This window comes from Bacillus cereus group sp. N24 (assembly GCF_016483345.1).
In the GTDB taxonomy this organism is placed as follows: Bacteria; Bacillota; Bacilli; order Bacillales; family Bacillaceae_G; genus Bacillus_A; species Bacillus_A toyonensis.
The window spans coordinates 1-21,859 of record NZ_JAEHCA010000046.1 but is presented as its reverse complement, the minus strand read 5'-3'; the positions used below and the strand labels follow the sequence as shown (position 1 = coordinate 21,859).

The following is a 21,859-nucleotide window of genomic DNA, read 5'->3' as shown; positions in this document are numbered from 1 at the left end:
TTTAGAAATGTGATCAAAAATATGATCTGCATATCTCGAACCAAGTGATAACGTACCGTTATAAATTTCATTGGAATGACCATCTAACAAATCGAAATCAATATGTTCTTGCCGCCCTGCCTCTCTATAAACTCGTTCTAATCGCTTCGTTAAGATATAAGCTTCATGAAACGAATATTGCTTACCCGACTCAATTTCTGTTCCATTGCTACTCTTAAAAATGACAAACATGGCTTCTCCTTTCTTCCGTTTAATTAAAATTCACTTCGACTCATCTCTTGAATTATGATTTTCAGCTTTATTGGTTGCGTACTTATGATAGATACAAAAAACAGAAATCAATATCCAAATAACTATGAAAAATATCACAGCTCTTAAGAATGCTTCTGGTTTTAGCATTGAGATAATTGGTTGTATATCACCAATAACCAGAGCACTTTCAAATACACTCGGCACCCCCATAATTCCCCTCCTAATTTCTTAATAAAATTCAAATCTTATTAAAGTTACTTTTGGGGTCTATTAACAAAATTTTTTCTTTATTCAATGCCGATTTTAATATTTCTTTTGCTCTAGATAGGGTTTGCATTCCACTCATACCTCTTAACTTCCCTCTAGTTATGATAATTTTAAAATTTTCTAACCTGTTATTATCACAATTCCCACATGTACCATTTAAATTGGAAATATTATTTTTTTTACTACATTTTTTACATTTAAAAAGAATCTCCACAAGAAACATCTCCTTTTTAATAAAATTTCAATGAAAAAAGGCAACAAAAAAAGCCATACCCTTTGCATAGCCTCCTCATTGCCTTATTTATATTTTTTCACTATTTCATCCAGAAAAACGGGAATAAGATTTGACCAAATTTCACATTGCTATTTACGCTCTCTGCTAAGTATTGGCATCCCATTACAATAACGAGTCCGGCTGCCCCACCCAGAAACCACCAAATACATTTATGTCTTCCTCGTTCACCGCCCCAAATTAATAGATAAGCGCCCCAGCAAAATACAATCGCTGTACTAACCATTGCCCCTCTTTGCATCCATGCAATAAAAGAATTACCTGTATTAATTAGACCATCCATCGCATCACCTAACACTAACATTTGAGATAATGTTTCCAACATTGACATATACATTCACTCCCTTTTCATTTTTAAGTGCTTATACGTTACTAAGCTGACTTGATTCATTCGCCTTGCTATCTTCCTTTACTTCTGTTGATGTTGCCTTATAAGCTTGTAAAGCTTTCATTACTAAATCTTGATTTTCTTCGATGTATTTCTGATGATGTAAATGAAGCCAATGGTTATAATCCTGACCATTGGCTCTTAATAGGTTTGCTACCATATCTTTTTCTTTTTTTAATTCCCTCTGTGTAACCGCCACTATATCACCACCTTTCAATGATTATGTGATTACTTCTGATATTGTTCTTTGCAATTTTGAACAAAGTAGGTAACTTCTTTTTCAAAATCAGATGGTTTAATTTCTTCAAACTTTATTGATTTCTTCAACTCTCCTTTTTCATAGTAAGCTAGAGTATCACGCTTTTGTGACAAGCCGAAGTCATGTTGATTACTTGTTCTTGGAACATCCTCTCTACCTCCGAATAATTCCCTAACCAATATATCGTTTTGCTTTGCTAATTTTTCGACTTTAAAAAGTATATCTGCTCTTGTTTTCTTATCATTATTTAATATTACAAAACCTGTGCCATCCTCACTCATGAACTTCTTCATTTCTAACGGACTAAGTTCCATTACTTCCCCTTTTCCCGAACTAAAGACAAATGTTGAACCAATACCAATTGCAATTAACAGTCCAACAACAGCGGAAATGATCCACCCTTTACGACTCATGCATGTTCCTCCCTATGTCATATTTTAATAAGCGATTTTGAAGTGTGATGAGACACATTTTAACTTCAACATCTGTCTTTATTTTATAACATTTAAAGGAAAGTGGGATAGAAAATGGAAATATCATTTATGGCTGGAATGACGAACCCTGTATTGGCATGCGTATAGAAACTAACCCCGACCTAGCCTCTATATGCCCAATACTGCACTACGTATTTTGGCATGAACGTAGAACCTTATGTATCTACTGTTTGTATGGCTCATCGCTTCTTCAGAATGTCAAAATGGGATATTCCTCACGATCACTAGCGCAAACAGATTTTTGATACAATGTATTTCCCAGTGGTCACAGATGAGTTTTACGTTCTTACTCACCTAACGATAATCGTATACCTAACCCCTCTAGTGACCTTTTGAGGGGAGGCACGCATATATAATGTATATTTCACCTTTCTACATCATTACTGAAAGGAAGAGATATACAATATATATCTAAATTGTCAAAGAACAACTTACTTTGTGCTATGTTCTCAGCACACTTCAAAATCGCTTTTTTTATTTACACTTTTGTTTTACAGCTACTAATTCCGCATGTTTATTTTTTCGTTTAGCAATTAAGTTTTGATGTTCATCTCTAACCGAGCGCACTTGATAATAAATTTGAGCCACCTTTTCGATGCTTCCTGTGCTATTTTCAATTGCGATGGTGCCTTTCAGTTCGTATGTTTTTCCATCAAAAGTTTTAACACTATGAGCTTGTGATGCGGCAATATCATAGAATGTGAGCCTTTGTTCTTTTCCCATATGAACGCCTCCTATTTTTAATAAAGAAGGGAGAAAAGCGGTTCTCCCTTGTATGGTTTTCTAGCCATCTAGATAGGATAAAATAGTGAACGAGTGCTTCATATCATGCTAGGATTGTTGTGTTGTACGAAGTGATAATGCGTTGTGCTGCCTCTTTTCCGTATATGTGCTGTAATGCGGATTGAGATTCAACTACGATTGAATGCTGAATGTGGTATGTTGCGCTTTCTTTTAAAAACTGCTCCATATGAGGGATTGGGTACAAATCATATTGGTGAAATACCAGGTGAATTGGTCTTATATTCTTGCATTCTGTTAGATACTGAAGAAAATTAGATAATGCTTCTCCTCTCTCTTGATACGTACTTATTTCCGTTTCTACACTGATGTACACAACGGATTTTTGCTTTACATCCATTTCAAGCGTTTCATAACCAGTTAGTAAATCATGTTTGATGGTGTGATATCCTTGTTTTCGTTTTTCGTGATGGGTATCTTCATAAAAGATGCCTTTCGGATCAAAAATGAAAATAAAATCATCGGTTGTTTCCTTCACACCTTCTATGACCGATTTATAAGCTCCAAAACGAGCTTTTATGACACCTGCAACCTTTTCCCCTTCATTCAGTTCTTTCAACGCTCTAATCACCTTTGTATACTTCTTAGCTACGCCTAACATGTATTGCACTCCTTCCTATTTCAATATCCGCTTATGACTAGTATTGAAACCAAAAATAATCTCTCTGTTTTTCTAAATTCTCATGTTGCTCTTGCTGTTCATCTAAAATCCGTAAAAGTGTACTGATTGTACCTTGCCTTGTTTCTTTTGCTGATAAAGCTAATACGCTAAATATTTGATAAGCCGGATGATCTTTCTTTAATAGCTCACTTAACTCTAAAAGATAGTTATCATTTTCTTTTGCTTGTTGTGCAAATTCACTAACCTTCTCTAAATCTAAGTAGTACAAATCTCCATGCCGTTGATTTAAATACAAGATACTTCCTGCTAATAATTTTGTAGCGGATTCTATCCAGAAATCATACCGTTCTTTCGGCTTGATTACAGTTTGAGCAATAGAAATAGCTTGCATGAGTTCTTTAGAAAGCCAATCACCTTTACGATAATTCGTTCCTTTTCCGGGTTTCCCTAAAACCACTAGATTTTTTCCTGTTTCATATATATTTTTTATATCCAATGGATTAATAGGGTTTTGCTTAACATTACCGATGTAGATTCCTGACATTTCATTTCATCTCCCTTTCGGTTTTTTATATCTTGCTCCCTATCCAAAAAATAACCGTCCAAATGGGAATTACGAGTATACATGCATTCCGACATCCAATAGCAAAGCCTAACGGATTTTCATCTACTTCACTAAAATAAGCTTCATATTCTTTCATATCATGATTGAGCTTTCTTACGGTTTCTTACTGCAAATACAGCTCCAATTAAGCCGAGTACGACACATGCAAGACCAATCCATTTTATGTATGGATTTTCGGCTTTACCGCCTGTTGTCGGAAGATACGTTTCAATTTTCTTTGGCGTTTGTTCTAGTTGTGGTTTCATAACAATCTGGTGTGGTTTCTCTAGTTGTGGAATGACAGGCTTTTCGGTTACTTTTGGTTGTTCCGGTACCTGCGGTTGTGGTGCTTCTGGTTGCTCTGGCTTTTGTGGTATTTCTGGTTTTTGTGGTTGTTCTGGCTGTTCTGGTTTTGGTGTCACTGGTGTAGGTGGTGTCGGTTTCTTCTGATCCTTCACCGTGTGCTTAATAATTTGACCATTCTCTTTAATTTCAAAAGAGAATATTTCTTCATTCAGTAAATAGCCGTCTGGTGCGAATGTTTCTTTATACGTGAACTTTCCATATGGAATCTTGAATTTTGCGATGCCGTTTTCATCCGTTTTTCCTTTTGCAACTTCTTTTCCTTGTTCGTTAAAGATAGTAAATTCAGCGTTCGGAAGCTTATTGTTGCCATCTGCAATATCTACCTTGCTAATCTCCAATTCTCCTGTGATCTGCTTATTTTTCGCTGTTAGCATGATTGTCTTTCCTTGTTCCGAGATACTAAAAGGAATAGATTCTTTCGTTAAAACATAACCAGTTGGTGCTTGCTTCTCAATAAATGAGTATGCTCCAAATGGTAAGTCTTTCACTTCAATCAAACCGTTTTTATCACTTTTGTGTTCACTCATTTTTTTCCCTTTACTATCTTGAAGAATGAACACCGCACCTTCTAATTTTTTATCTGGATTCTCTCCATCTACTTTTAGAAGTTGCACGTTTCCTTTTACTTCTTTATTTTCGACTGTGAATCTTAGTGTTTTTCCTTGCTCTTTAATCTCGAATGGATATTTAGTTTGATTAAGAAGGTATCCTTCTACCCCTTTTGTCTCAACAAAATAATACTTTCCATACGGAAGATCCTTCACTTGTGCAATCCCTTGCTCGTTGGTAGTTGCTTTTGTGATTTCTTTTCCCTCTGCTGTGTACACTGTGAATTCTACTTTTGGAAGCGTTTTTCCACTATCACTTAGTTTTTTAATCTCCATGTTTCCTTTTACCTTAGTATTTTGCACTGTAATTGTTGCAACCTCACCTGTTTTAACTTCAATTTGTTGTGGCTGCCCATTCAGTACATAACCAGTAGGTGATTTTACCTCTTTAAGAGTATAAGTTCCAATTTCTAAACCAGAAAGGCTTGCTGATCCTTGCTCATTCGTAGTCATAGTGCTTACTTTTTGATTTGCACTATTCATGACTTCAAATACTGCACCATGTAGCAATTCTTTTTGTTCTCCCACTTTTACAACTTTCAATCCACCAAGAGATTTCCAGTTTACTTGTAGATCGGCGCTCACTCTTTCCTCATTTTTTTCTAAAAGGACTGTTGCATCTTGGACTTTATCTGTTCCTTGATAAGCGACTGCCTGCAAATTAGAAAGATTAGATGTTACTTTTAAGGAAAAGTTACCTGTTTGAGAGGATTTCGGTATTAGAATACGGAATTGTTCTCCGAAATTGAATTGTTGTTTCGCTTCACCTTTTGTAGATACAACTTTCGTTCCATTAGGTGCATTAGCTAGTTGAACTGTAAATACACCGTTCTTAGCGTTACTTTCAACTTGATACACAGTCGTTTCAAAGTACTCACCGTTTAACTTTGCTTCTTGATTGTCTGTTGGTGTTACATTCATGTACAAGTCTTGTGTTTCCTGGCTTGCATTTGCACCACCAATAATAGCTTTTACAGCTTTCGCAACATTTCCATTACGATGCTGAACTTCATTAAAGTCAATTTGACCCAACGCTGTCCAAACACTAAGCTGTGTCGCATAATGCGCTTCTTTCCAGTTTGAAACACCTAATTCTTCTGGACTCTTTTGTGGATATCCATTTAGAAGAACTCGATACACAATATCATCTGTACGCCCCATTTCCGGAAGATCATTACCGTTTGGACTTAATTTTCCATACGTTAAGCAATACGCAATTTGCCCATTCGTATTCTTCAACAACTCTGTCCGTAGGTTTTTCCCATACATGGGACTAAAACTCCAATCCATTTCGTACTTCTCATGATTGATAACTTCAGCACTTGCCTTAGTAAGTGGAAATACAAAATTTAAGACAATTAGAAGCATACTCATAGCAATGAGTAACGCTTGATACGATCGTTTCAACATACTAACAGCTCCCTCAAATGATATGCAGTTTTCAAAGATCAATTTTTGAATCATTAATTCTATTTGAATTACTAGTTTTTTTTACTATAATTAAACTTATATGGTTACTTTGGAACTTTATTTAGTAACTTTAACCTTTTTTATTTATTCTCGAACTCGGTAGTAAGTTGGTATAAAAAAGTATTCGACCGGTTTATTAAAAAACTTAGCAATTTTTTCTGCTCTTTCTGAATTAACACTTGTTTTTCCTTTCTCGATCGCATGAAGAACTTGAGGTTTAATATTAACTTTTTGACCGAGTTGTGTTAGAGAGTAATCTTTTGATTGCCGTTCAATTAATAACATAAGTATTAAATACCTCCTCTCGATTAGTATAAATTAAGTATACATCACTTTTAAAGTGAAAAACAAGTAAAATTTACTAAAAAATAAAATATTTTAGTTCTATTTACTTAAATATATACAAAATAATATGTATTTTTTACTCATTTTAGTATTTTTAACACATCTGGAATATGAATTTATATGAAAGGACTAAAAATATGAATATTTTTAGCGAGCGTTTACGAAAATTACGCCAAGAACGTAGTTGGTCAATGAAGGAGTTAGGGGAAAAATTAAGTGAAGTTGTAGGATCTTCTTTTAGCTCTGCATCTGTTTCGAATTGGGAAAAGAAAGGATCAGAGCCCCCTTACAATATCCTAGCTGCATTAGCACAAATTTTTGATGTCAGCGCTGATTATTTAATAGGAATAAGCGACACAGCTACTCTAAATAATGAAGCACCTACAGAAAAAATTGAGCATAAACAAGATATAATTAATAATGTAGAATTATATTTAACGATTAGTGAACATGAAAAAAAACAAGACATATATGCAAAAGTAAAAGAGTTACATCAAGAAATTCTTTTATTACCTGATGAAAAACAAGAACGCTTAGAAAAAGAGCTGACTGAATACCTTAGATTTTTTGGATACAAATATGACCAATTACATATAGACTTTGTTAATTTTACCAATTATCTTCAACATGAACTCCAAAAAAAGGTCTCTAAATATTAGAGACCTTTAGTTTGTATAATTTACGTCTTAGTTTAATTGAATTCATTAACAAACAACCTATTTAAGTAAAAAATACTAATTATTAGATTGATATTCTAACTTAATAGTTATAAAATTAATGTATAATTAAATTTTTTCGGTTAAATCATTATAAATTATTACAAATAAAAAAACCCTACCACAAGCCATTTTTAATTGATCTTTCAGTTTGGCGGCTGAATCAATTAAAAATCCTAAGAGAGTAGGGGTTTTATACATATTAAAATATATATTATCTACAACTATTATAGCACTTAATATATATAATGTGAATAAAAACCTCTATTTTCCCGGCACTTTTCTATTTCTTTGTGGGGGAAAAAAACAGGAGGTTTTTTCTGTGTTATTAAACAATTTTTTGCTTAGTCGAGCAAAAGCTGAATTAAGTCCTCGAATTAAACATTTATCCAAAACACCGGGAACTATCAATCAATCAATCAAGAAAGTTACTACGTATATTGATAATATTGTCCATGACGATGAAGGTGTTACCACAAAAGATTACCTGACCAAAAGACAGTTTGAAGCCTTTGAGACTATTCTATCTTATTTAGTACAAGAAGGTTATGCCCAAGTAAGACAAGAACATATTTGTAAAAAATCGGGTATTTCTAAACCAATTATTAATTACGTGTTGAATTGGCTACAAGATTTAGGAGTATGCCACCAAATAAAGGTAAGACGGCACGGAAAAATCGCTCCTTCCGTTTACATCTTGACTATACATAATAATTATTTAAAAATCATTGAATACTTTAAAGTGAAATGGGCTTTAGCTATTGATATATGCTCTACTTTCACAGAGTTTTTAAAGAAAAAAAATTCAAAAGAAAAAAGTAAATCTGAAGATGAAACTCAAATATCTGTTTCTTCTAATGGATTAAATATTTTTGATATCGGACCGGAAAAAGAATTACAATCTGAACCTACTTCTACTCAGAAGCGAGAGGAAGACTTAAGCACTTACTTAAGCAAAGATCAGAAAAGAGCTTACCACCATATAATGAGTCAGCGCATAACAAATTTAACTGAAAATGATGCTTATGTTATTGCTCTAAGATTGCCACGAGATTTAGATAACTTAGAATCGTCTGGTGAATGGGCTTTTAAGGAATCTGTTGACTGGTTTAAAGATAACAAAGCTGATTATAGCGCCCCTGCTCATTTTATGAAAATATTTAGTGAGACATTAGAATCTTATCAAAAACAAAGAATAGTTGAATCTCAAAAACTTCTTGCAAATATGGGAGTAGATAAAAAGAAAACTAGTACAATCCCATTTTATAATTGGCTCGATGATCCTAAAGTAGACGCCTTATTACAAAAGTTAAACAAATCTTAAACCGTAAAAAAATAATTATTATTTAGCCTTGCTTGAAAAAATCATACATAGCAAGGCTATTCGTTATGTCTTTATTGATCCTCAACTTTCTTTAGGCTTCATCAAACACTTAAAGAAAAAAACAACCACATTTTACATCAGAATTTTCATATCCCGCTGAAAATTCTAGTGAAAAAAGCCCTCCCTTTTAAAAATTAATACCCCGAAATTCACCCACATTTTAACCTAGAAATTTACTAAGCTATAATTCTAGATCACTTGTCAGAGTAGACATCAAAGGCTATATTTTATTTCTAATGTATTTATTGGTTTTACTTTTTTAAAACAAGATTTAATAAATAAAGTAATTTCATATTTAATTTGTATTTTAAAAAGTGAATTTTGTCACTCCTTAGGGAGGAAATACTTTTTACTGATGATAATTAAAGAAATCTTAAAATAAGCTAAAGAGATTCCCTATTAATTTACAATTTAAAACATATTACAAACGCATTTATTTGAATTTTTGTGAAAAAGGCACACGTTTTAATTTTAAATAGCAATTTTTAACGAAGTTTAGGGATTCCCTTTATATAGAAAAAAATTAAATTATAGGATTTTTAACAATTAATGTGGAAGCGTTCTATATAAAAAATAAAGGAGGGCGAACAGTTGCAAGAACGCTCATTTTGGACAAAAGATGTTGCCGAACGCTTAGAAATAGGTACAAGTACGCTTAGGAAATGGTGTATAGCTTTAGAACAGGAGCAATATTCTTTTGTAAAAGGTGCAAAAAATAGTCGTGCTTTTGTTGCAAAGGATATTAAAGTACTAGAACAGATGAAAAAGCTGATACAAGAGGCTGGAATGAGTATTGAAGGGGCCGTGAAGGTTGTTTTATCTGTTCCTTTTGCTGAAGTTGAAACAGATAATGATTTAGAGGATGATAACAGAACGCCTAGCGTTCTATCAGAGAACGTAATGAATTTACCTAAAGGATTTATAGAACAATTACTTCAAGAACAGATATTACTAAAAGAGAAAATTCAACAGCTCGAACGTATTGAGATCATGAATGCCGAACGGTTAGAGCGCATGGAGAACAGATACAATGAACGAGATAATTTGCTATTAACCCATGTTAGAGAGATACAAGAAACTAAACAACTTTTAGTAGCATCTCAAAACAAACAAAAAGAAAAAAAGTGGTGGGAATTTTGGAAATAGCACATTTGAAATAAATCATTTTAAATTATAATAATTTATTTTAAACTTACTAGATCACCTTTCCTCCAAGTTCCACCTTGATTTTAAATGATTTTAAATTAAAATAATTTAAAATCATTTAAAAAGATTTGTTTTGATTTATTTATGTTGTGTTTTCTGGTTAATTATAGTAAAATGTAATTAAGATAAGTTAAAATAATTTAAAATAAATTCTTTTCAATAAGAAAGGGGTAATATAAATGAAATTCAATTATTTTGTAGAAGACGACAATGGGAATTCCGAGAAGAAGATTACAATTAATGGAGAAATGATGAAATTTCCAAACACATATAGTTATGTGTATAAAGAGCCTGTTCCGCAAGATAAAAAAATTGAAGAATTAGTGCATGGATTAATTCATAATATGGATGTTACTGTTAATTCATCAGCTTTGAAAGGTCAAGTATCTCAAAGGGTGTTTGTGGGAGAACGTGCCATTCGCTCTGGTGAAGATCTTCAGAATCTTAACATTAAATCAAACCGTGGTAAGCATAGACAAGATACTACAATTATGACAACAGTTAGTGCAATTGCTTGTCGTTCGGTTCAAGATATGTTTAAAGATCAAAACTCTATAGAAGAAGGCACAAATATAGAAGCAATTGTTTCTATGGTTACAGCTTTACCAGCTAGTGAATGGACAAAAGAAAAAGCAAAACAACTCTCCGAAAGATTTACAAATAGTAGTCACCATGTAACGGTAACTGTGGGTGATTTGAGAGTTTATGTAACTTTGAAATTTGAAAAAGTAATTGTTGTACAAGAAGGGACTATTGCCCTATTTGCTTTAATTGAGGATGGTAATGGGAATTATAGAAATGATGACATATTTAATGAGTTTAAAGAAACTTATGATATGAAAGATATAACGGGTGAATACTTCCAAGAAAAACGTCTTCTACACATAGACATTGGCGATGGAACAACAGAATATGTTGTTACAAAAGGTTATGATTATGATAATGATCACAGTTCGGGAGAAAGACATGGTATAGGTCATGCGATTGAACGTGCTAAAAAAGATTTTGAAGATGAATGGGGTTTTTCTATAGAAAGACAAGAGTTTGCCGGATATCTAAAAGAAGAGCATCCTAAATATTACGAAGATGCTAAAAAGTTCTTAGCAAGAGCTAAATTTAATTTAGCTGATGAGGTATTAGATACTGCGGAAACTAAATTACAAGATTTAAAATATGATGTAGAAGTCGTAGTTGTCTATGGCGGTGGAAGTATCCAATTAAAAGAAAATCTTTTCGAAGACTTAAAAGAAATTTGTGATTCTAAAAAAATTAAAATATTATGGATTGATGCTAAGAACGCAACGGAAATGAATGTTAAAGGCATGACAGTATTTAGTTCAATTGCATTTCAAAAAGAACAAGTAAAATAGGTGATTATGATGGCTAAACCAAAAGCGATTCAAATTCCATTATCGGAGAAAATGCGTCAAAGATGTCCAGAACTATTTGTTTGGATAGAATCACAGGAAAACCCTAATGAAGCTACAAGAAAGGTGTTAGAACATTTTATAGCGTTATACGGGACACAAAGTGTCGATAACGAAGAAATAAAGCTTGGAATGGCTAAAGACTTGTTAAGTGCAAAAGGTATGTTACAAGGAGATATCCCGAGAGGTTTACCTTCCAAATCACCTTTAACGTACAAACAACCAGAAGAGGGTAATGTAATTGAAGAAGTTGAAAGCTTAATAGTAAACGCAAATGAAGATAATCAGCCGAAAAATGTTCATATTGAAAAATCGAAAGAAAAAACTCAAGAAGATCCAGTAAATAAGCCTATAAAAAGAAATATAGATATCAACAAGTGGACGAATTAATAATTTTCTAAAATGAATTTTAAAAATTACATTTTTATGAGAAGAAGCAAAAAACAACAAGATGCATAATGACATGAGGGAGTGCTTACTTATTAGAGAAGGCACTCCCTTTTTGTATTTTAAATAAGAAATGTTTTATTTAATACATACTTTTACACAATGAAAGTGGTGAGTTTATGGAAATGCCAAGTAGTAAACAAAAAAAGCACCCTCAAATTTTTAATTCTTTGCTGTTTTGGGTATTTATTCTTATTATATTGTTCTTATTTAAATCAGCTTTTTTACAAATCATAGGTATTCTATTGATTATTATTTTTACTTGTTTAGGGTTTTATTATCTCGGTTATTTGTTGTTTGGAATAATATCCTTAATTATAGTTGTAGGTAGTGTTATATTTGCCATATGTATTTTAGGATATTTTTTATAATATTGAAGCGTAAGAAGGAATGAGGATTATGGAAAAGTACCCAGTGGAATTTACAATTATATCTCCAAATAGTGAAGTGTATGCACCGGATATTGTATACATTACAGCAAATACCCCCGATGCTGCTATCAAACAAGTAGAAAAGGAGATCGAGTCCAGAATGGGAAAGTATTATACATTTAAAGTTAAAATTAGTATTCAAAATGAGGAAGAGCAACTTTCCTTATTTTAAAAGATTTTAATAAAGCAAATTAAATCTAAAATTTATTTTTTGTGTAAATTAAAATAGAGGGGATTATCCCCCTCCATTTCCATGTGCATATTGAACAATCAGGTCTTGGGCAACTTTGCTTACCGGAGTTTGTACACTAAATATTAAAGCCACAGCTAATAACAATCCAAAAGATTTATGATGTAGTTTCTTCATTTAAATCACCCTTTTTAAATATATTCTTCGTTTTTCTTGACAACTCGAAATATTCGCACGATTTGAGGTAGTTCTTTTGCTCATAATACTTATGCGCTAAATGCTCTTGATATTCTTTAGTATACTCTGTCATTTTTTGTTTTTCAAAATATTCAACACCTTCTAAAATAATAATTTCTAATTTTGAAGCATCTACATCATCATTTAATGCTTGTAAGATGCGAAAATGATGTAAATACTCTTCGATACCAAGATTTTTACAGATGTTTATCCCTCGCTCAATACGCTCACAAGCTACATCCTTTTCGAGTAATTTAACATATTCTCTTGCCTCAACGAATAAAGCTTTGTAGTTGTTTAACATCTTTTTATTAACTTCTGAAAGAAACTGAATTGCTAAATCGGGACGATCCTGTTTAGCGTGCATTAAGGCTATGTTTTGTTTTACCATTAAGATGAAGGTCTCTTCTTTAATGTTTTTGAAGGCGTTTAATGCTAATGTATAGTACTTGTTCGCAAGTTCAAATTCATCTAAATCTGCATAAGTTAACCCCAAGAGATTATTACAAAAAGCAACGTTATTTTCACATTCAGCATATTTAGAAAATATTCCTTTAGCTTTTGATAATTCTTGTAAGGCTAAAAAGCCTTTGTATGTTTCATAAAATTTATATCCTAACATATAATGAAATTCAGCAATCTCTAATTCATTATTGATATATTTTAACAATGATTCTGCTTTATCATAGAATTTTTGGGAAGATTGATAATTTCCGATTGCGTTATAGTAAATTGCTTTGAAAAAATGATAATAATATGTTAAAGAATTATCTTGTGGTATATCAAATGTTTCAATAATGTCAAAACTGTCAGTAGAAATTCCTAGATTATTAAGTAGATAATTATGCCGAAAATCTATCAGGTAGTAATGTAACATCAAAATTTTCTCTTCTTTATATTCATTTATAACTAAGTCGATCTTATCTTTTAAACTAATCGCCGCATCAAGATCTCTTGCTCGAATTTTAAAGTACCATTCATTTAAAGTTTGTATCACTTGTTCATTCCCTTTCACATGAACGTTCATATATTTCTCCCCCATCATTCCATAATCCCGTAAAATAAAGGGAATATTCTTATAATATATAATACCAAATAATGCAATTGTCCATATTACTAAGAAGCATTTTTCAATAATTAACGGAATATTCAATCTATTAATATTTGCAACAATATCCCCTCTGGTATTAAATTGTAAAACGAATGAGGAGTATGGAAAATACCCAATTTAATTTTCATCTTATATCCTATTATGTATAAGGTGAAAATTAGTATCCCCACTAATGATGATAAATTTTCCTTATAAAAAAAGTTCCTTCGGAATGAAAGAACTTTTTTATGTCACACTAGTATCTTTTCTTACTTCTATTCTTTTTAATAAATTCATAAATTTTATCCATAACAAACGTTTCTTTTTCTTTCCAAATAGCTTCAGCTTCTTCTAATGCAACTACTTTCACCAATTCTTCGATTGTTGTATCTTTAACTAAAAATGTAGCTACAGTCCCTGTAGATGTTGAATATTTAGTAATAACTGAATCTATAATAGTATCAATTTCTAGTAAAGTATTATTAGACTCATCTTCATTTTGAATACTTTCGTGTGATATTTGTTTATCGGACAGTTCTTTTAATCGAGAATTGAGAATAAATTCTACATAACCGATTGGTGAATCAATATCAGAACGAAAACGTATATCCTCAATTATCTCTAATACAATCTCTTTATGCGCTGCCCATTTCTCAAACACTTTTGGAAACACTTTTTCTTTACAGCGTTCTTCAAATCTTTTAATTTTTTGTTCGAATGTATTTGGCTGTTGAAATTTATCTAATTTCTTTTCAAAATGAACTATATCAGAATCTTTCTTTTTCTGAGCACGGATGATGAATCTAATTTTTTGTACTTTCCTACCTAATTTAATTTCCTCAAATTCAAAAGAAATATCTGTTTTTTGGTTTAATTCTTTTTGAGAGGGCTTCAACACACGTTGTTTGAAATTTGCATAGTTAGGGTATACATCCATTGCATCTAAGTAATATCTTAAATTTTCCAGACTAATTGTACGTTCTTTTAGATCTTCGTATTGCTTAAGTAATTCATAAATACGTATAGCATATGTACTTTTTAATTTAACAACATTAGCCAATCTATAGCTTGTAAATTTGCTACTTAATTCTAATAAGAATGGCTTTAATAAAGGATCAAAACGCATATCAATTGTCCCTTTATTTCTATTGTAAATTGCTGAAGAAAGCCAAGATACTTGTATTAATTCTTCCCCTGCTCGAATTTCAATTACTTTAGATAACAATTCCTTTGTAATTTTACTTAACTCTGTATATTTAGTAGATCCATTCAAACCGAGTAGATCATGAAATTGTTTAATTGGGAATGTATATGTTTTAAAATCCCGATCATTGGGTTCAATATTACTAGCCAAACATAGTAACATCTTTTGTTCAACTAAATTCAAACGTGAATTAGCTTCTATCAAGGTATTTGATTTAGAAACAATATTATTCTCTTTAATTTGTAAGTCTTGATTTATAGACATATCTACATACGTCCTTCCTTTCTTACCTCTACTGCTAAATTAACTATAACAAATAAAGACCTTTTGTTATAGTTAATTTTTTACCAATAAAACATTGGATTTCTGAATATAAGATATTTGAGTACTTACATAATCATCTTATGTAAAGTGCTCAAATAATGAAAATTAACCTTTATAAAATTATAAGAATATATAGAATGGAACCAAATTTGTTATCTTTAGAACCACTTTTGTTATAGATAGATAACCAAATTTGTTATCTTTAGAACCATTCTTGTTATAGATAGGCAACCAAATTTGTTATCTTTAAAACCATTTTTGTTATAGGTAAAACCAAATTTGTTATCTTTAAAACCATTTTTGTTATAGATAGGTAACCAAATTTGTTATCTTTAGAACCATTTTTGTTATAGGTAAAACCAAATTTGTTATCTTTAAAACCATTTTTGTTATGTTTAAGTGCTATAATCCCTTATATATCAACATGTTTCAGCATCCTAAAACATATAAACATATAAAACATATAAAACAATTAATATATAAAACAAACAAACATAAGAATGTTGTTTGCTTTATATATTAATTTTTATTACTGTAATACTTCTTACCTTAAAAGAAGAACCATTTATAAAACCAAATTTGTTATTTTTAGCTTATCCCCTATACAAGTACAGATAAAGAATATGTTTCAATTCAATATCATCTGTAGTTTCATATGCATATATCACAGATTGTATAGAAGCTATATACATCTTTTACTAATCCCCGTTTAGACTGAAATTAAAACTATATAGGTTATGGGGAAATTTGAATCGATATTAATAAGAGTAGATGCTTTACATTCGACGGCACTCAGGGGGGTGTCTTTTTTCAAGAAAAGATACCTACACAAAGTGTAGCAATCAAAAGCAAAACAACTTTATAAAGTTGTTTTGAGGTGAAAGATCTTTTTCATGTAAAATAGATATAATATCAAAAATTTTCAGAAGAGGGTGTTTTCTTGAGTGCAATCAAAATTGAGGATATTTATCAAGAATTATTAGATGGTAAAAGAAAACAGTTTCCACCATATACATGGAGTGAAGATATAGACAAAAATTTAGTCAAAAGAGTAATAAAATACTTAGTAGAGATAGTCCTTAATTGGGATGACAAAATGTTAAAAGAAAGATGGAATAAAAAACTAATTAAAAAATACAAATTAGATGGTGCTGTTTGTATGATTTATCGAGGAAGCCCATATGCAATGTTGAATGATGCATATCCAGATCGTTTTAAAGAATGGGAATTTAAAATGGCCCCTCTTAATTTTTGGACAAAAGAAAAAGGGTTAGAAGCTTTAAAGTGGACTATTGAAACAAAAGAAAAGCTAACAGATGAACAATTATTACAAGTCTATGGGACTAAATGGCTAACTCGACATAAAATAATATCACCATGTGCTAAATTTTTTAATCATAGTCCCTACATTATGCTAAATGCTTTATATCCAGGGAAGTTTCGGGAATGGGAAATGAAACATACTCCAAGTAACTTTTGGACAAAGGAAAACGCTTTAGAAGCGTTACGATGGACTATTGAAGAAAAAGAAAAATTAACAGATGAACAATTATTTGAAGTGTACAATATCAATTGGTTAAAACAACATAATTTAGCTCCAGCCTGTCAAATTCATTGGAGAAATAGCCCATACAGCATGTTAAACGCCTTGTATCCGAATCGTTTTAAGGAATGGATGTTTAAAGTTACACCAAGTAATTTTTGGACAAAAGAAAAAGGGTTAGAGGCTTTACGTTGGACAATCGAAGAAAAAGAAAAGTTAACAAATAAAGAACTACTATGTGTATATAATCAACCATGGTTAAATCGACATAAATTAAATACACCAATGAAAAGATATTGGAATGGAAGTCCCTATGCTTTTCTCAATGCCCTATATCCAGGGATGTTTAAAGAATGGGATATGAAAATGGCCCCTGTTAATTTTTGGACAAAAGGAAAAGGGTTAGAAGCTTTAAAGTGGACTATTGAGGAAAAAGAAAAATTAACAGATGAACAGTTGTTACGAGTATATGGAACAAAATGGTTACAGGAACACAAACTAAGTACCCCTTGTAATAAGTATTGGAATGCGAGTCCCTATGCAATGTTGAATGAATTATACCCAGGACGTTTTAAAGAATGGGAATTAGAGAATGTTCCTACAAATTTTTGGACAAAAGAAAAATCAATAGAAGTTATCAAATGGAATATTGAAAGTAAAGAGAAGTTAATTAAAGAAAATTTAATACAGATTATGAATACAGAGTGGCTTAAAATGCATCGGTTAATAACACCATTTAATAAATATTGGAATGGGAATATTTACGCAATGCTGAATGAATTATACCCAGGAGATTTCAAAAAATGGGAAATGAAAAAGGTTTCTAATAATTATTGGACAAAAGAGATTACCTTGAAAGTAATTAGAGAAAAATTACAGGAAAAAGGAAATGTATCTAACGAAGAATTTTTACAAGAATATAATATGGAATGGATTAAGCGAAACGGACTAACTACTCCCTTAGCAATGTATTGGAGTAATAATCCATACAATTTATTGCATGATGCTTATCCAGCTCGCTTTACTCATGAAGTAATAAAGGCGTATAAGCGAATTCAGCAACTCCGTTCTATAGTCCCTCAAGATGTGGAACTTAGTCATAGAAGCTCAAATAGTGTATTAACAATAGAAGAAATTTACCAAGAAGTGTTAAATGGAAAAAGAGATGGTTTTCCTTATTATGTTTGGAGTGAAGGCGATAAAAAACTTTTGGCAAGAAGAGTCACAAAATACTTAATTGAAGTAATTTTGAATTGGGATACAGAAGAGATAAAAAAAGGTTGGAGTGGAAAGGTTATTAAAAAATACAAATTAAACGGTATGGTAACCTTAGTATACAATGGAAGTCCCTACGCAATGTTAAATGATTTGTATCCAAACCGCTTCAAAGAATGGGAGTTAAGTTATACCCCAAGTAACTTTTGGACAAAAGAAACGGCAATTGAGGCATTACGATGGACTATTGAAGAAAAAGAACAGTTAACAGGTGAACAATTGCTAAAAGTTTATAGTGATAAGTGGCTGCAAGAAAAAAGAATACTTACACCTTGCTGTAAGTATTGGAACTGTAGTCCCTATGCAATGTTAAATGAGCTATATCCAAACCGTTTTAAGCAATGGGAACTAAAGAATGTTCCTACAAATTTTTGGACGAAGGAAAAAGCACTAGAAGCATTACGATGGACTATTGAAGTGAAAGAAAGATTAACAGATGAGCAACTTAAAAAAATTCACAATATAGCATGGGTGAAAAAACAGCGACTAATTACACCTCTTATGACATATTGGAATTTAAGTCCATATATGATGTTAAACGAATTATATCCAGGCCGTTTTAAAGAGTGGGAATTTAGTGTAGTACCTAGAAACTTTTGGACCAAGGAAAAAGGATTAGAAGCACTACGATGGACTATTGAAGAGAGAGAAAAACTAACAGATGAACAGTTATTACAAATCTATAGTAATCAATGGCTGGTGAGACATAGACTTGTGACCCCATTAAATAAACATTGGAGCAACTCTTATGAAATGTTAAACGATTTATACCCAAATCGATTTAAAGAGTGGGAACTACAGAAGGTCTCAAAAAACTTTTGGACGAAAGAAAAAGGATTAGAGGCATTACGATGGACTATTGAGGAGAAAGAAAAACTAACGGATGAACAGTTATTAAGAGTATACGATATAACATGGATGAAAAAACACAGAATAGGTATGCCAGTTTATGAGTATTGGAGCAACAATCCGTATTTGATGTTACATGATTTATATCCTAATAAGTTTTCAAAAGAAGTTATGAAAACTTACGTGTCAATGCGTAAGTGGTTTAAAGATTTTTTTGAAACGGAAGGATATTCAAAAATATTAAATTTAGTGTGGGAAAATAGCTATGTACATGGTGATACATTTGTTTTTACACATGTAAAAAGAGAAGAAGTTATTCAATTCTTTTACCAAATTAAAGGAGCAAGTTCAATTGAGTCACGTTATAATGAACTTAAAGGAAGAGAAGAGTGGTATTGTACACTAAGTAAATGGCATCCACTTGTCCTGAAGTTAAAAGAGTTAGGTTGGAAGGATACTGAAGACAGCATAAATAATCTACAAAATAAGTGTACGCCTGTTAACTAAATGAAAGCGGTGGATATCATATTTTTGAATAGGATCTGTATAGATTGCAAAACACTTTCCACATGATATAATATAAGTACAAACAAAGGTATACTCCAGTCAATAAAATCATACAATAAAAAAAGAGAGCAACATGCGCTAACATGTGCTCATCTTTGGGTAACTGCTACCGTCAAGGTGGTGGCTATCAATTAACGCTTATATTTACGAAAACCACCCTTTTTCTTTTGCTTTGGACGGCGAGAAGAAAGGGTGGTTTTTCGTTGATCTAAAAATTTCTTTTTAAATAAGTGAGCTGTAATTTCTCGAATAACAGCTTTTATCATCTCTTTTAGAAACTCAAGAAAAACTTCCATGGCTAGTTCACCCCCCTTCTTTTCCAATTGGAAAAAAAGAGGATAGCCCTTCCACCCTAACCTCGCATTTACCTGGTATCATTATAGCATAGATTCCAATTTTGCTGTTTTTTTAGTAAGGAAGATAACCTTTAATACATTCTAATAGGGGGATGGAAATGGCGAAAAGCGATATAGAATTAAGTAAACAAGTAAAAAAACATAAGTTATTAGATTTAACCTTTAATTTTGAGGAAGCGAACCACTACCTTCAATCTGTTGTACAGACAAAAAAGTTGTACCAATTGCTTTTGTTAATTCTAATAAGCTTCATCTTAATTTACACGCCTTTATGGAATTTTTTATATACAAACCTGTTTGGTGAAACAAGCAAATATGTGAAAGCGATGCTGCAATCATGTTTTTATACGATACCAATTGCGATTCCATTTTTCTGGATTTTTAGGTTTGATATTCAAAAGATTTTTAAAAAATTCACATTGCATCAGTATAAAAAAACATGGTGGATTGCTCTATATATCATTTTTATAATAATGTTTGTTGCATTAACAATTAGTACAATTACATCATTTGAATTTGCTACAAATCAAGGTTTTGTAGGTGAACGGAAGCTGATTTTGTTTCGTATATTTGTGCTGTTTATTCAGCTATTCGGTGAAAATTTAATTTTTATTTCGTTATTACTAGGTTGTTATAAATTGCTCCAATATGTTACCTCTCACGAACGCACAATTATAATTATATCTTTTTTGTTAGCAAGTATAATTTTTGGGATATTACACCTTCCAACCTATAATTTTAATCTTATACAGTGTATTTTTTTTATCGGTATACCTGCTTTACCTCATCTAATAGTATTCGTGAAGTACCAAAACGCACATATGGGATATTGGGTACATTTGAATTATGATTTAATGTTATTAGTATTAGTACTTTTATAACGTAGATCTAAATAATTAAAGCTTGTTTGTCAAACGTCATTCGTAAATAGGAATGGCGTATTTTTGTACTTTTTTTAGGTACAAATTCAAAAAGTGGAGCTTTTATCATATTTATTAATGTGCCTAGAATTTTATATGGATGGTGAGGAAATATGAATCATTATCAAATGTTATATAGTACTCCGTATCTTTACTCTTCACAAATGCTTAAACAAATGTATAACGAGACTAACAAGGAAGAAAATGTTTGTGCTATACGAGATCATATGTTGCGCTATGATGTTTATTTAGATCGGCAATACAAATTTTATTATTACTTAAGTCAAAAAATCGAAGAAGATTTATATGGTGATGAACAGGCTGTCTCCTGGAATGAGCTATTAGATGAGTATCAACTTTTTAAGGATGGTAAAGGGAATTTGTCCATTAAACCAAAAGGATGGGGTTAATATGACAATCATTGGAGAATTAGGTATTGTGTATGGCGTGACAGGAGCTTCAGTTTTAGGGATTAAATTTTTGAAAAAGAAAGGTTTTTACCTTCCAGGTTGGTTGCTACGTGCGGGTCTTAAATGTCTACTAATTGGAACTGTTTGGTATGTTCTAATGGATATACTAGATGTGTTTCTACGTTAGAATTACATCTGGTAGTTGAAAATGATTATACTTACGCATCTTGAACGTTTTTTCTAAGCTTCCACACAAGCTCAACTACCTTAAGGAGGTATGGAGGAAATGTTATCACTTTTATTAATTCCAGCAACCTTTATAACTGTAGCTTATTTTTACCAAAGTAATGGACCGAATGATAAGAAAAAAATTGCAATGTTTTTTGAAATTACAAAGGTATGCGTACAGCATAAAGGTGAATTACAATACCCCATTTATATAAAAGAAATTAAAGATGATATAAGTATGAATTATGTTTACAAGTTACCACTTGGTGTACCTAGTCAACTAATCC

General features: G+C 31.6%; 24 protein-coding genes and 2 pseudogenes. 11 read left to right on the top strand and 15 right to left on the bottom strand.

Annotated features, from left to right (window positions below):
• The 11 genes and pseudogenes from JDS95_RS29090 to JDS95_RS29040 all read right to left on the bottom strand — a co-directional run.
• Positions 1–231, bottom strand: a pseudogene (locus JDS95_RS29090) (hypothetical protein); the annotation flags it as partial.
• 30 nt (positions 232–261) lie between these two features.
• Positions 262–462 (bottom strand): hypothetical protein, encoded by a 201-nt coding sequence (locus tag JDS95_RS29085; protein WP_199690988.1) that lies wholly within the window; start codon positions 460–462, stop codon positions 262–264.
• 28 nt (positions 463–490) lie between these two features.
• The gene (locus JDS95_RS29080) at positions 491–742 is read right to left on the bottom strand and encodes a hypothetical protein (protein ID WP_206773948.1); all 252 of its coding nucleotides are present in this window, start codon (positions 740–742) and stop codon (positions 491–493) included.
• 91 nt (positions 743–833) lie between these two features.
• Positions 834–1,142 carry a hypothetical protein gene (locus JDS95_RS29075; RefSeq protein WP_000062187.1) on the bottom strand — a complete coding sequence of 103 codons (309 nt, stop codon included), beginning with the start codon at positions 1,140–1,142 and terminating at the stop codon, positions 834–836.
• A gap of 31 nt (positions 1,143–1,173) precedes the next feature.
• Positions 1,174–1,398, bottom strand: coding sequence for a hypothetical protein (locus JDS95_RS29070; RefSeq protein ID WP_199690987.1), 225 nt, complete (start codon positions 1,396–1,398; stop codon positions 1,174–1,176).
• A gap of 29 nt (positions 1,399–1,427) precedes the next feature.
• The gene (locus tag JDS95_RS29065; protein WP_086422730.1) at positions 1,428–1,871 is read right to left on the bottom strand and encodes a hypothetical protein; all 444 of its coding nucleotides are present in this window, start codon (positions 1,869–1,871) and stop codon (positions 1,428–1,430) included.
• Positions 1,872–2,426: 555 nt separating this feature from the next.
• Entirely contained in the window at positions 2,427–2,675 is a 249-nt protein-coding gene (locus JDS95_RS29060) for a hypothetical protein (RefSeq protein ID WP_199690986.1), read from the bottom strand.
• 103 nt (positions 2,676–2,778) lie between these two features.
• Positions 2,779–3,354 carry a TraM recognition domain-containing protein gene (locus JDS95_RS29055; protein WP_199690985.1) on the bottom strand — a complete coding sequence of 192 codons (576 nt, stop codon included), beginning with the start codon at positions 3,352–3,354 and terminating at the stop codon, positions 2,779–2,781.
• 37 nt (positions 3,355–3,391) lie between these two features.
• Entirely contained in the window at positions 3,392–3,919 is a 528-nt protein-coding gene (locus JDS95_RS29050; protein ID WP_242474207.1) for a type IV secretory system conjugative DNA transfer family protein, read from the bottom strand.
• 158 nt (positions 3,920–4,077) lie between these two features.
• Positions 4,078–6,363 (bottom strand): SpaA isopeptide-forming pilin-related protein, encoded by a 2,286-nt coding sequence (locus tag JDS95_RS29045; protein WP_199690984.1) that lies wholly within the window; start codon positions 6,361–6,363, stop codon positions 4,078–4,080.
• A gap of 144 nt (positions 6,364–6,507) precedes the next feature.
• On the bottom strand, positions 6,508–6,708 hold the full coding sequence (locus tag JDS95_RS29040; protein WP_000924393.1) for a helix-turn-helix transcriptional regulator: 201 nt from the start codon (positions 6,706–6,708) through the stop codon (positions 6,508–6,510).
• A gap of 197 nt (positions 6,709–6,905) precedes the next feature.
• Between JDS95_RS29040 and JDS95_RS29035 the strand changes: the two genes are divergently transcribed.
• The 6 genes from JDS95_RS29035 to JDS95_RS29005 all read left to right on the top strand — a co-directional run bounded on the left by JDS95_RS29035 (position 6,906) and on the right by JDS95_RS29005 (position 12,551).
• Complete coding sequence (locus JDS95_RS29035; protein WP_001020341.1) at positions 6,906–7,427, top strand: helix-turn-helix domain-containing protein; 522 nt, start codon at positions 6,906–6,908, stop codon at positions 7,425–7,427.
• Positions 7,428–7,806: 379 nt separating this feature from the next.
• The gene (locus JDS95_RS29030; RefSeq protein ID WP_199690983.1) at positions 7,807–8,808 is read left to right on the top strand and encodes a Replicase RepFR55; all 1,002 of its coding nucleotides are present in this window, start codon (positions 7,807–7,809) and stop codon (positions 8,806–8,808) included.
• Between the two features lie 651 nt (positions 8,809–9,459).
• Positions 9,460–10,014, top strand: a complete 555-nt coding sequence (locus JDS95_RS29025) for a DUF3967 domain-containing protein (RefSeq protein ID WP_199690982.1) — start codon at positions 9,460–9,462, stop codon at positions 10,012–10,014.
• Positions 10,015–10,253: 239 nt separating this feature from the next.
• Complete coding sequence (locus tag JDS95_RS29020; protein ID WP_000671526.1) at positions 10,254–11,444, top strand: ParM/StbA family protein; 1,191 nt, start codon at positions 10,254–10,256, stop codon at positions 11,442–11,444.
• Between the two features lie 9 nt (positions 11,445–11,453).
• On the top strand, positions 11,454–11,891 hold the full coding sequence (locus JDS95_RS29015) for a hypothetical protein (RefSeq protein WP_242474206.1): 438 nt from the start codon (positions 11,454–11,456) through the stop codon (positions 11,889–11,891).
• A 456-nt stretch (positions 11,892–12,347) separates the two neighbouring features.
• Positions 12,348–12,551, top strand: a complete 204-nt coding sequence (locus tag JDS95_RS29005; protein ID WP_000417526.1) for a hypothetical protein — start codon at positions 12,348–12,350, stop codon at positions 12,549–12,551.
• Positions 12,552–12,614: 63 nt separating this feature from the next.
• On the opposite strand, the gene JDS95_RS31645 is transcribed toward JDS95_RS29005, so the two are convergent.
• The 3 genes from JDS95_RS31645 to JDS95_RS28995 form a co-directional block, all read right to left on the bottom strand.
• Positions 12,615–12,746 (bottom strand): hypothetical protein, encoded by a 132-nt coding sequence (locus JDS95_RS31645; RefSeq protein ID WP_000733105.1) that lies wholly within the window; start codon positions 12,744–12,746, stop codon positions 12,615–12,617.
• A complete protein-coding gene (locus tag JDS95_RS29000) occupies positions 12,727–13,833 on the bottom strand; it encodes a response regulator aspartate phosphatase (RefSeq protein ID WP_199690979.1) in 1,107 nt (368 codons plus the stop codon). Before JDS95_RS29000 ends, JDS95_RS31645 begins: the two co-directional genes overlap by 20 nt.
• A gap of 319 nt (positions 13,834–14,152) precedes the next feature.
• Entirely contained in the window at positions 14,153–15,364 is a 1,212-nt protein-coding gene (locus tag JDS95_RS28995) for a replication initiation protein (protein WP_199690978.1), read from the bottom strand.
• A 1,000-nt stretch (positions 15,365–16,364) separates the two neighbouring features.
• On the opposite strand from JDS95_RS28995, the gene JDS95_RS28990 reads away from it, so the two are divergent.
• Complete coding sequence (locus tag JDS95_RS28990) at positions 16,365–19,598, top strand: DUF4046 domain-containing protein (protein WP_199690977.1); 3,234 nt, start codon at positions 16,365–16,367, stop codon at positions 19,596–19,598.
• A 191-nt stretch (positions 19,599–19,789) separates the two neighbouring features.
• On the opposite strand, the gene JDS95_RS28985 is transcribed toward JDS95_RS28990, so the two are convergent.
• Complete coding sequence (locus JDS95_RS28985) at positions 19,790–19,954, bottom strand: hypothetical protein (protein WP_000451649.1); 165 nt, start codon at positions 19,952–19,954, stop codon at positions 19,790–19,792.
• A gap of 158 nt (positions 19,955–20,112) precedes the next feature.
• Between JDS95_RS28985 and JDS95_RS28980 the strand changes: the two genes are divergently transcribed.
• From JDS95_RS28980 to JDS95_RS28965, 4 genes and pseudogenes are all read left to right on the top strand, one after another.
• Positions 20,113–20,895: a hypothetical protein gene (locus JDS95_RS28980; protein WP_242474205.1), complete on the top strand. Its 783-nt coding sequence runs from the start codon at positions 20,113–20,115 to the stop codon at positions 20,893–20,895.
• 152 nt (positions 20,896–21,047) lie between these two features.
• Positions 21,048–21,344: a hypothetical protein gene (locus JDS95_RS28975; protein WP_199690975.1), complete on the top strand. Its 297-nt coding sequence runs from the start codon at positions 21,048–21,050 to the stop codon at positions 21,342–21,344.
• A 1-nt stretch (position 21,345) separates the two neighbouring features.
• Positions 21,346–21,531, top strand: coding sequence for a hypothetical protein (locus tag JDS95_RS28970; RefSeq protein WP_000152452.1), 186 nt, complete (start codon positions 21,346–21,348; stop codon positions 21,529–21,531).
• A 99-nt stretch (positions 21,532–21,630) separates the two neighbouring features.
• Positions 21,631–21,859 (top strand): annotated as a pseudogene (locus JDS95_RS28965) (FtsK/SpoIIIE domain-containing protein); the annotation flags it as partial.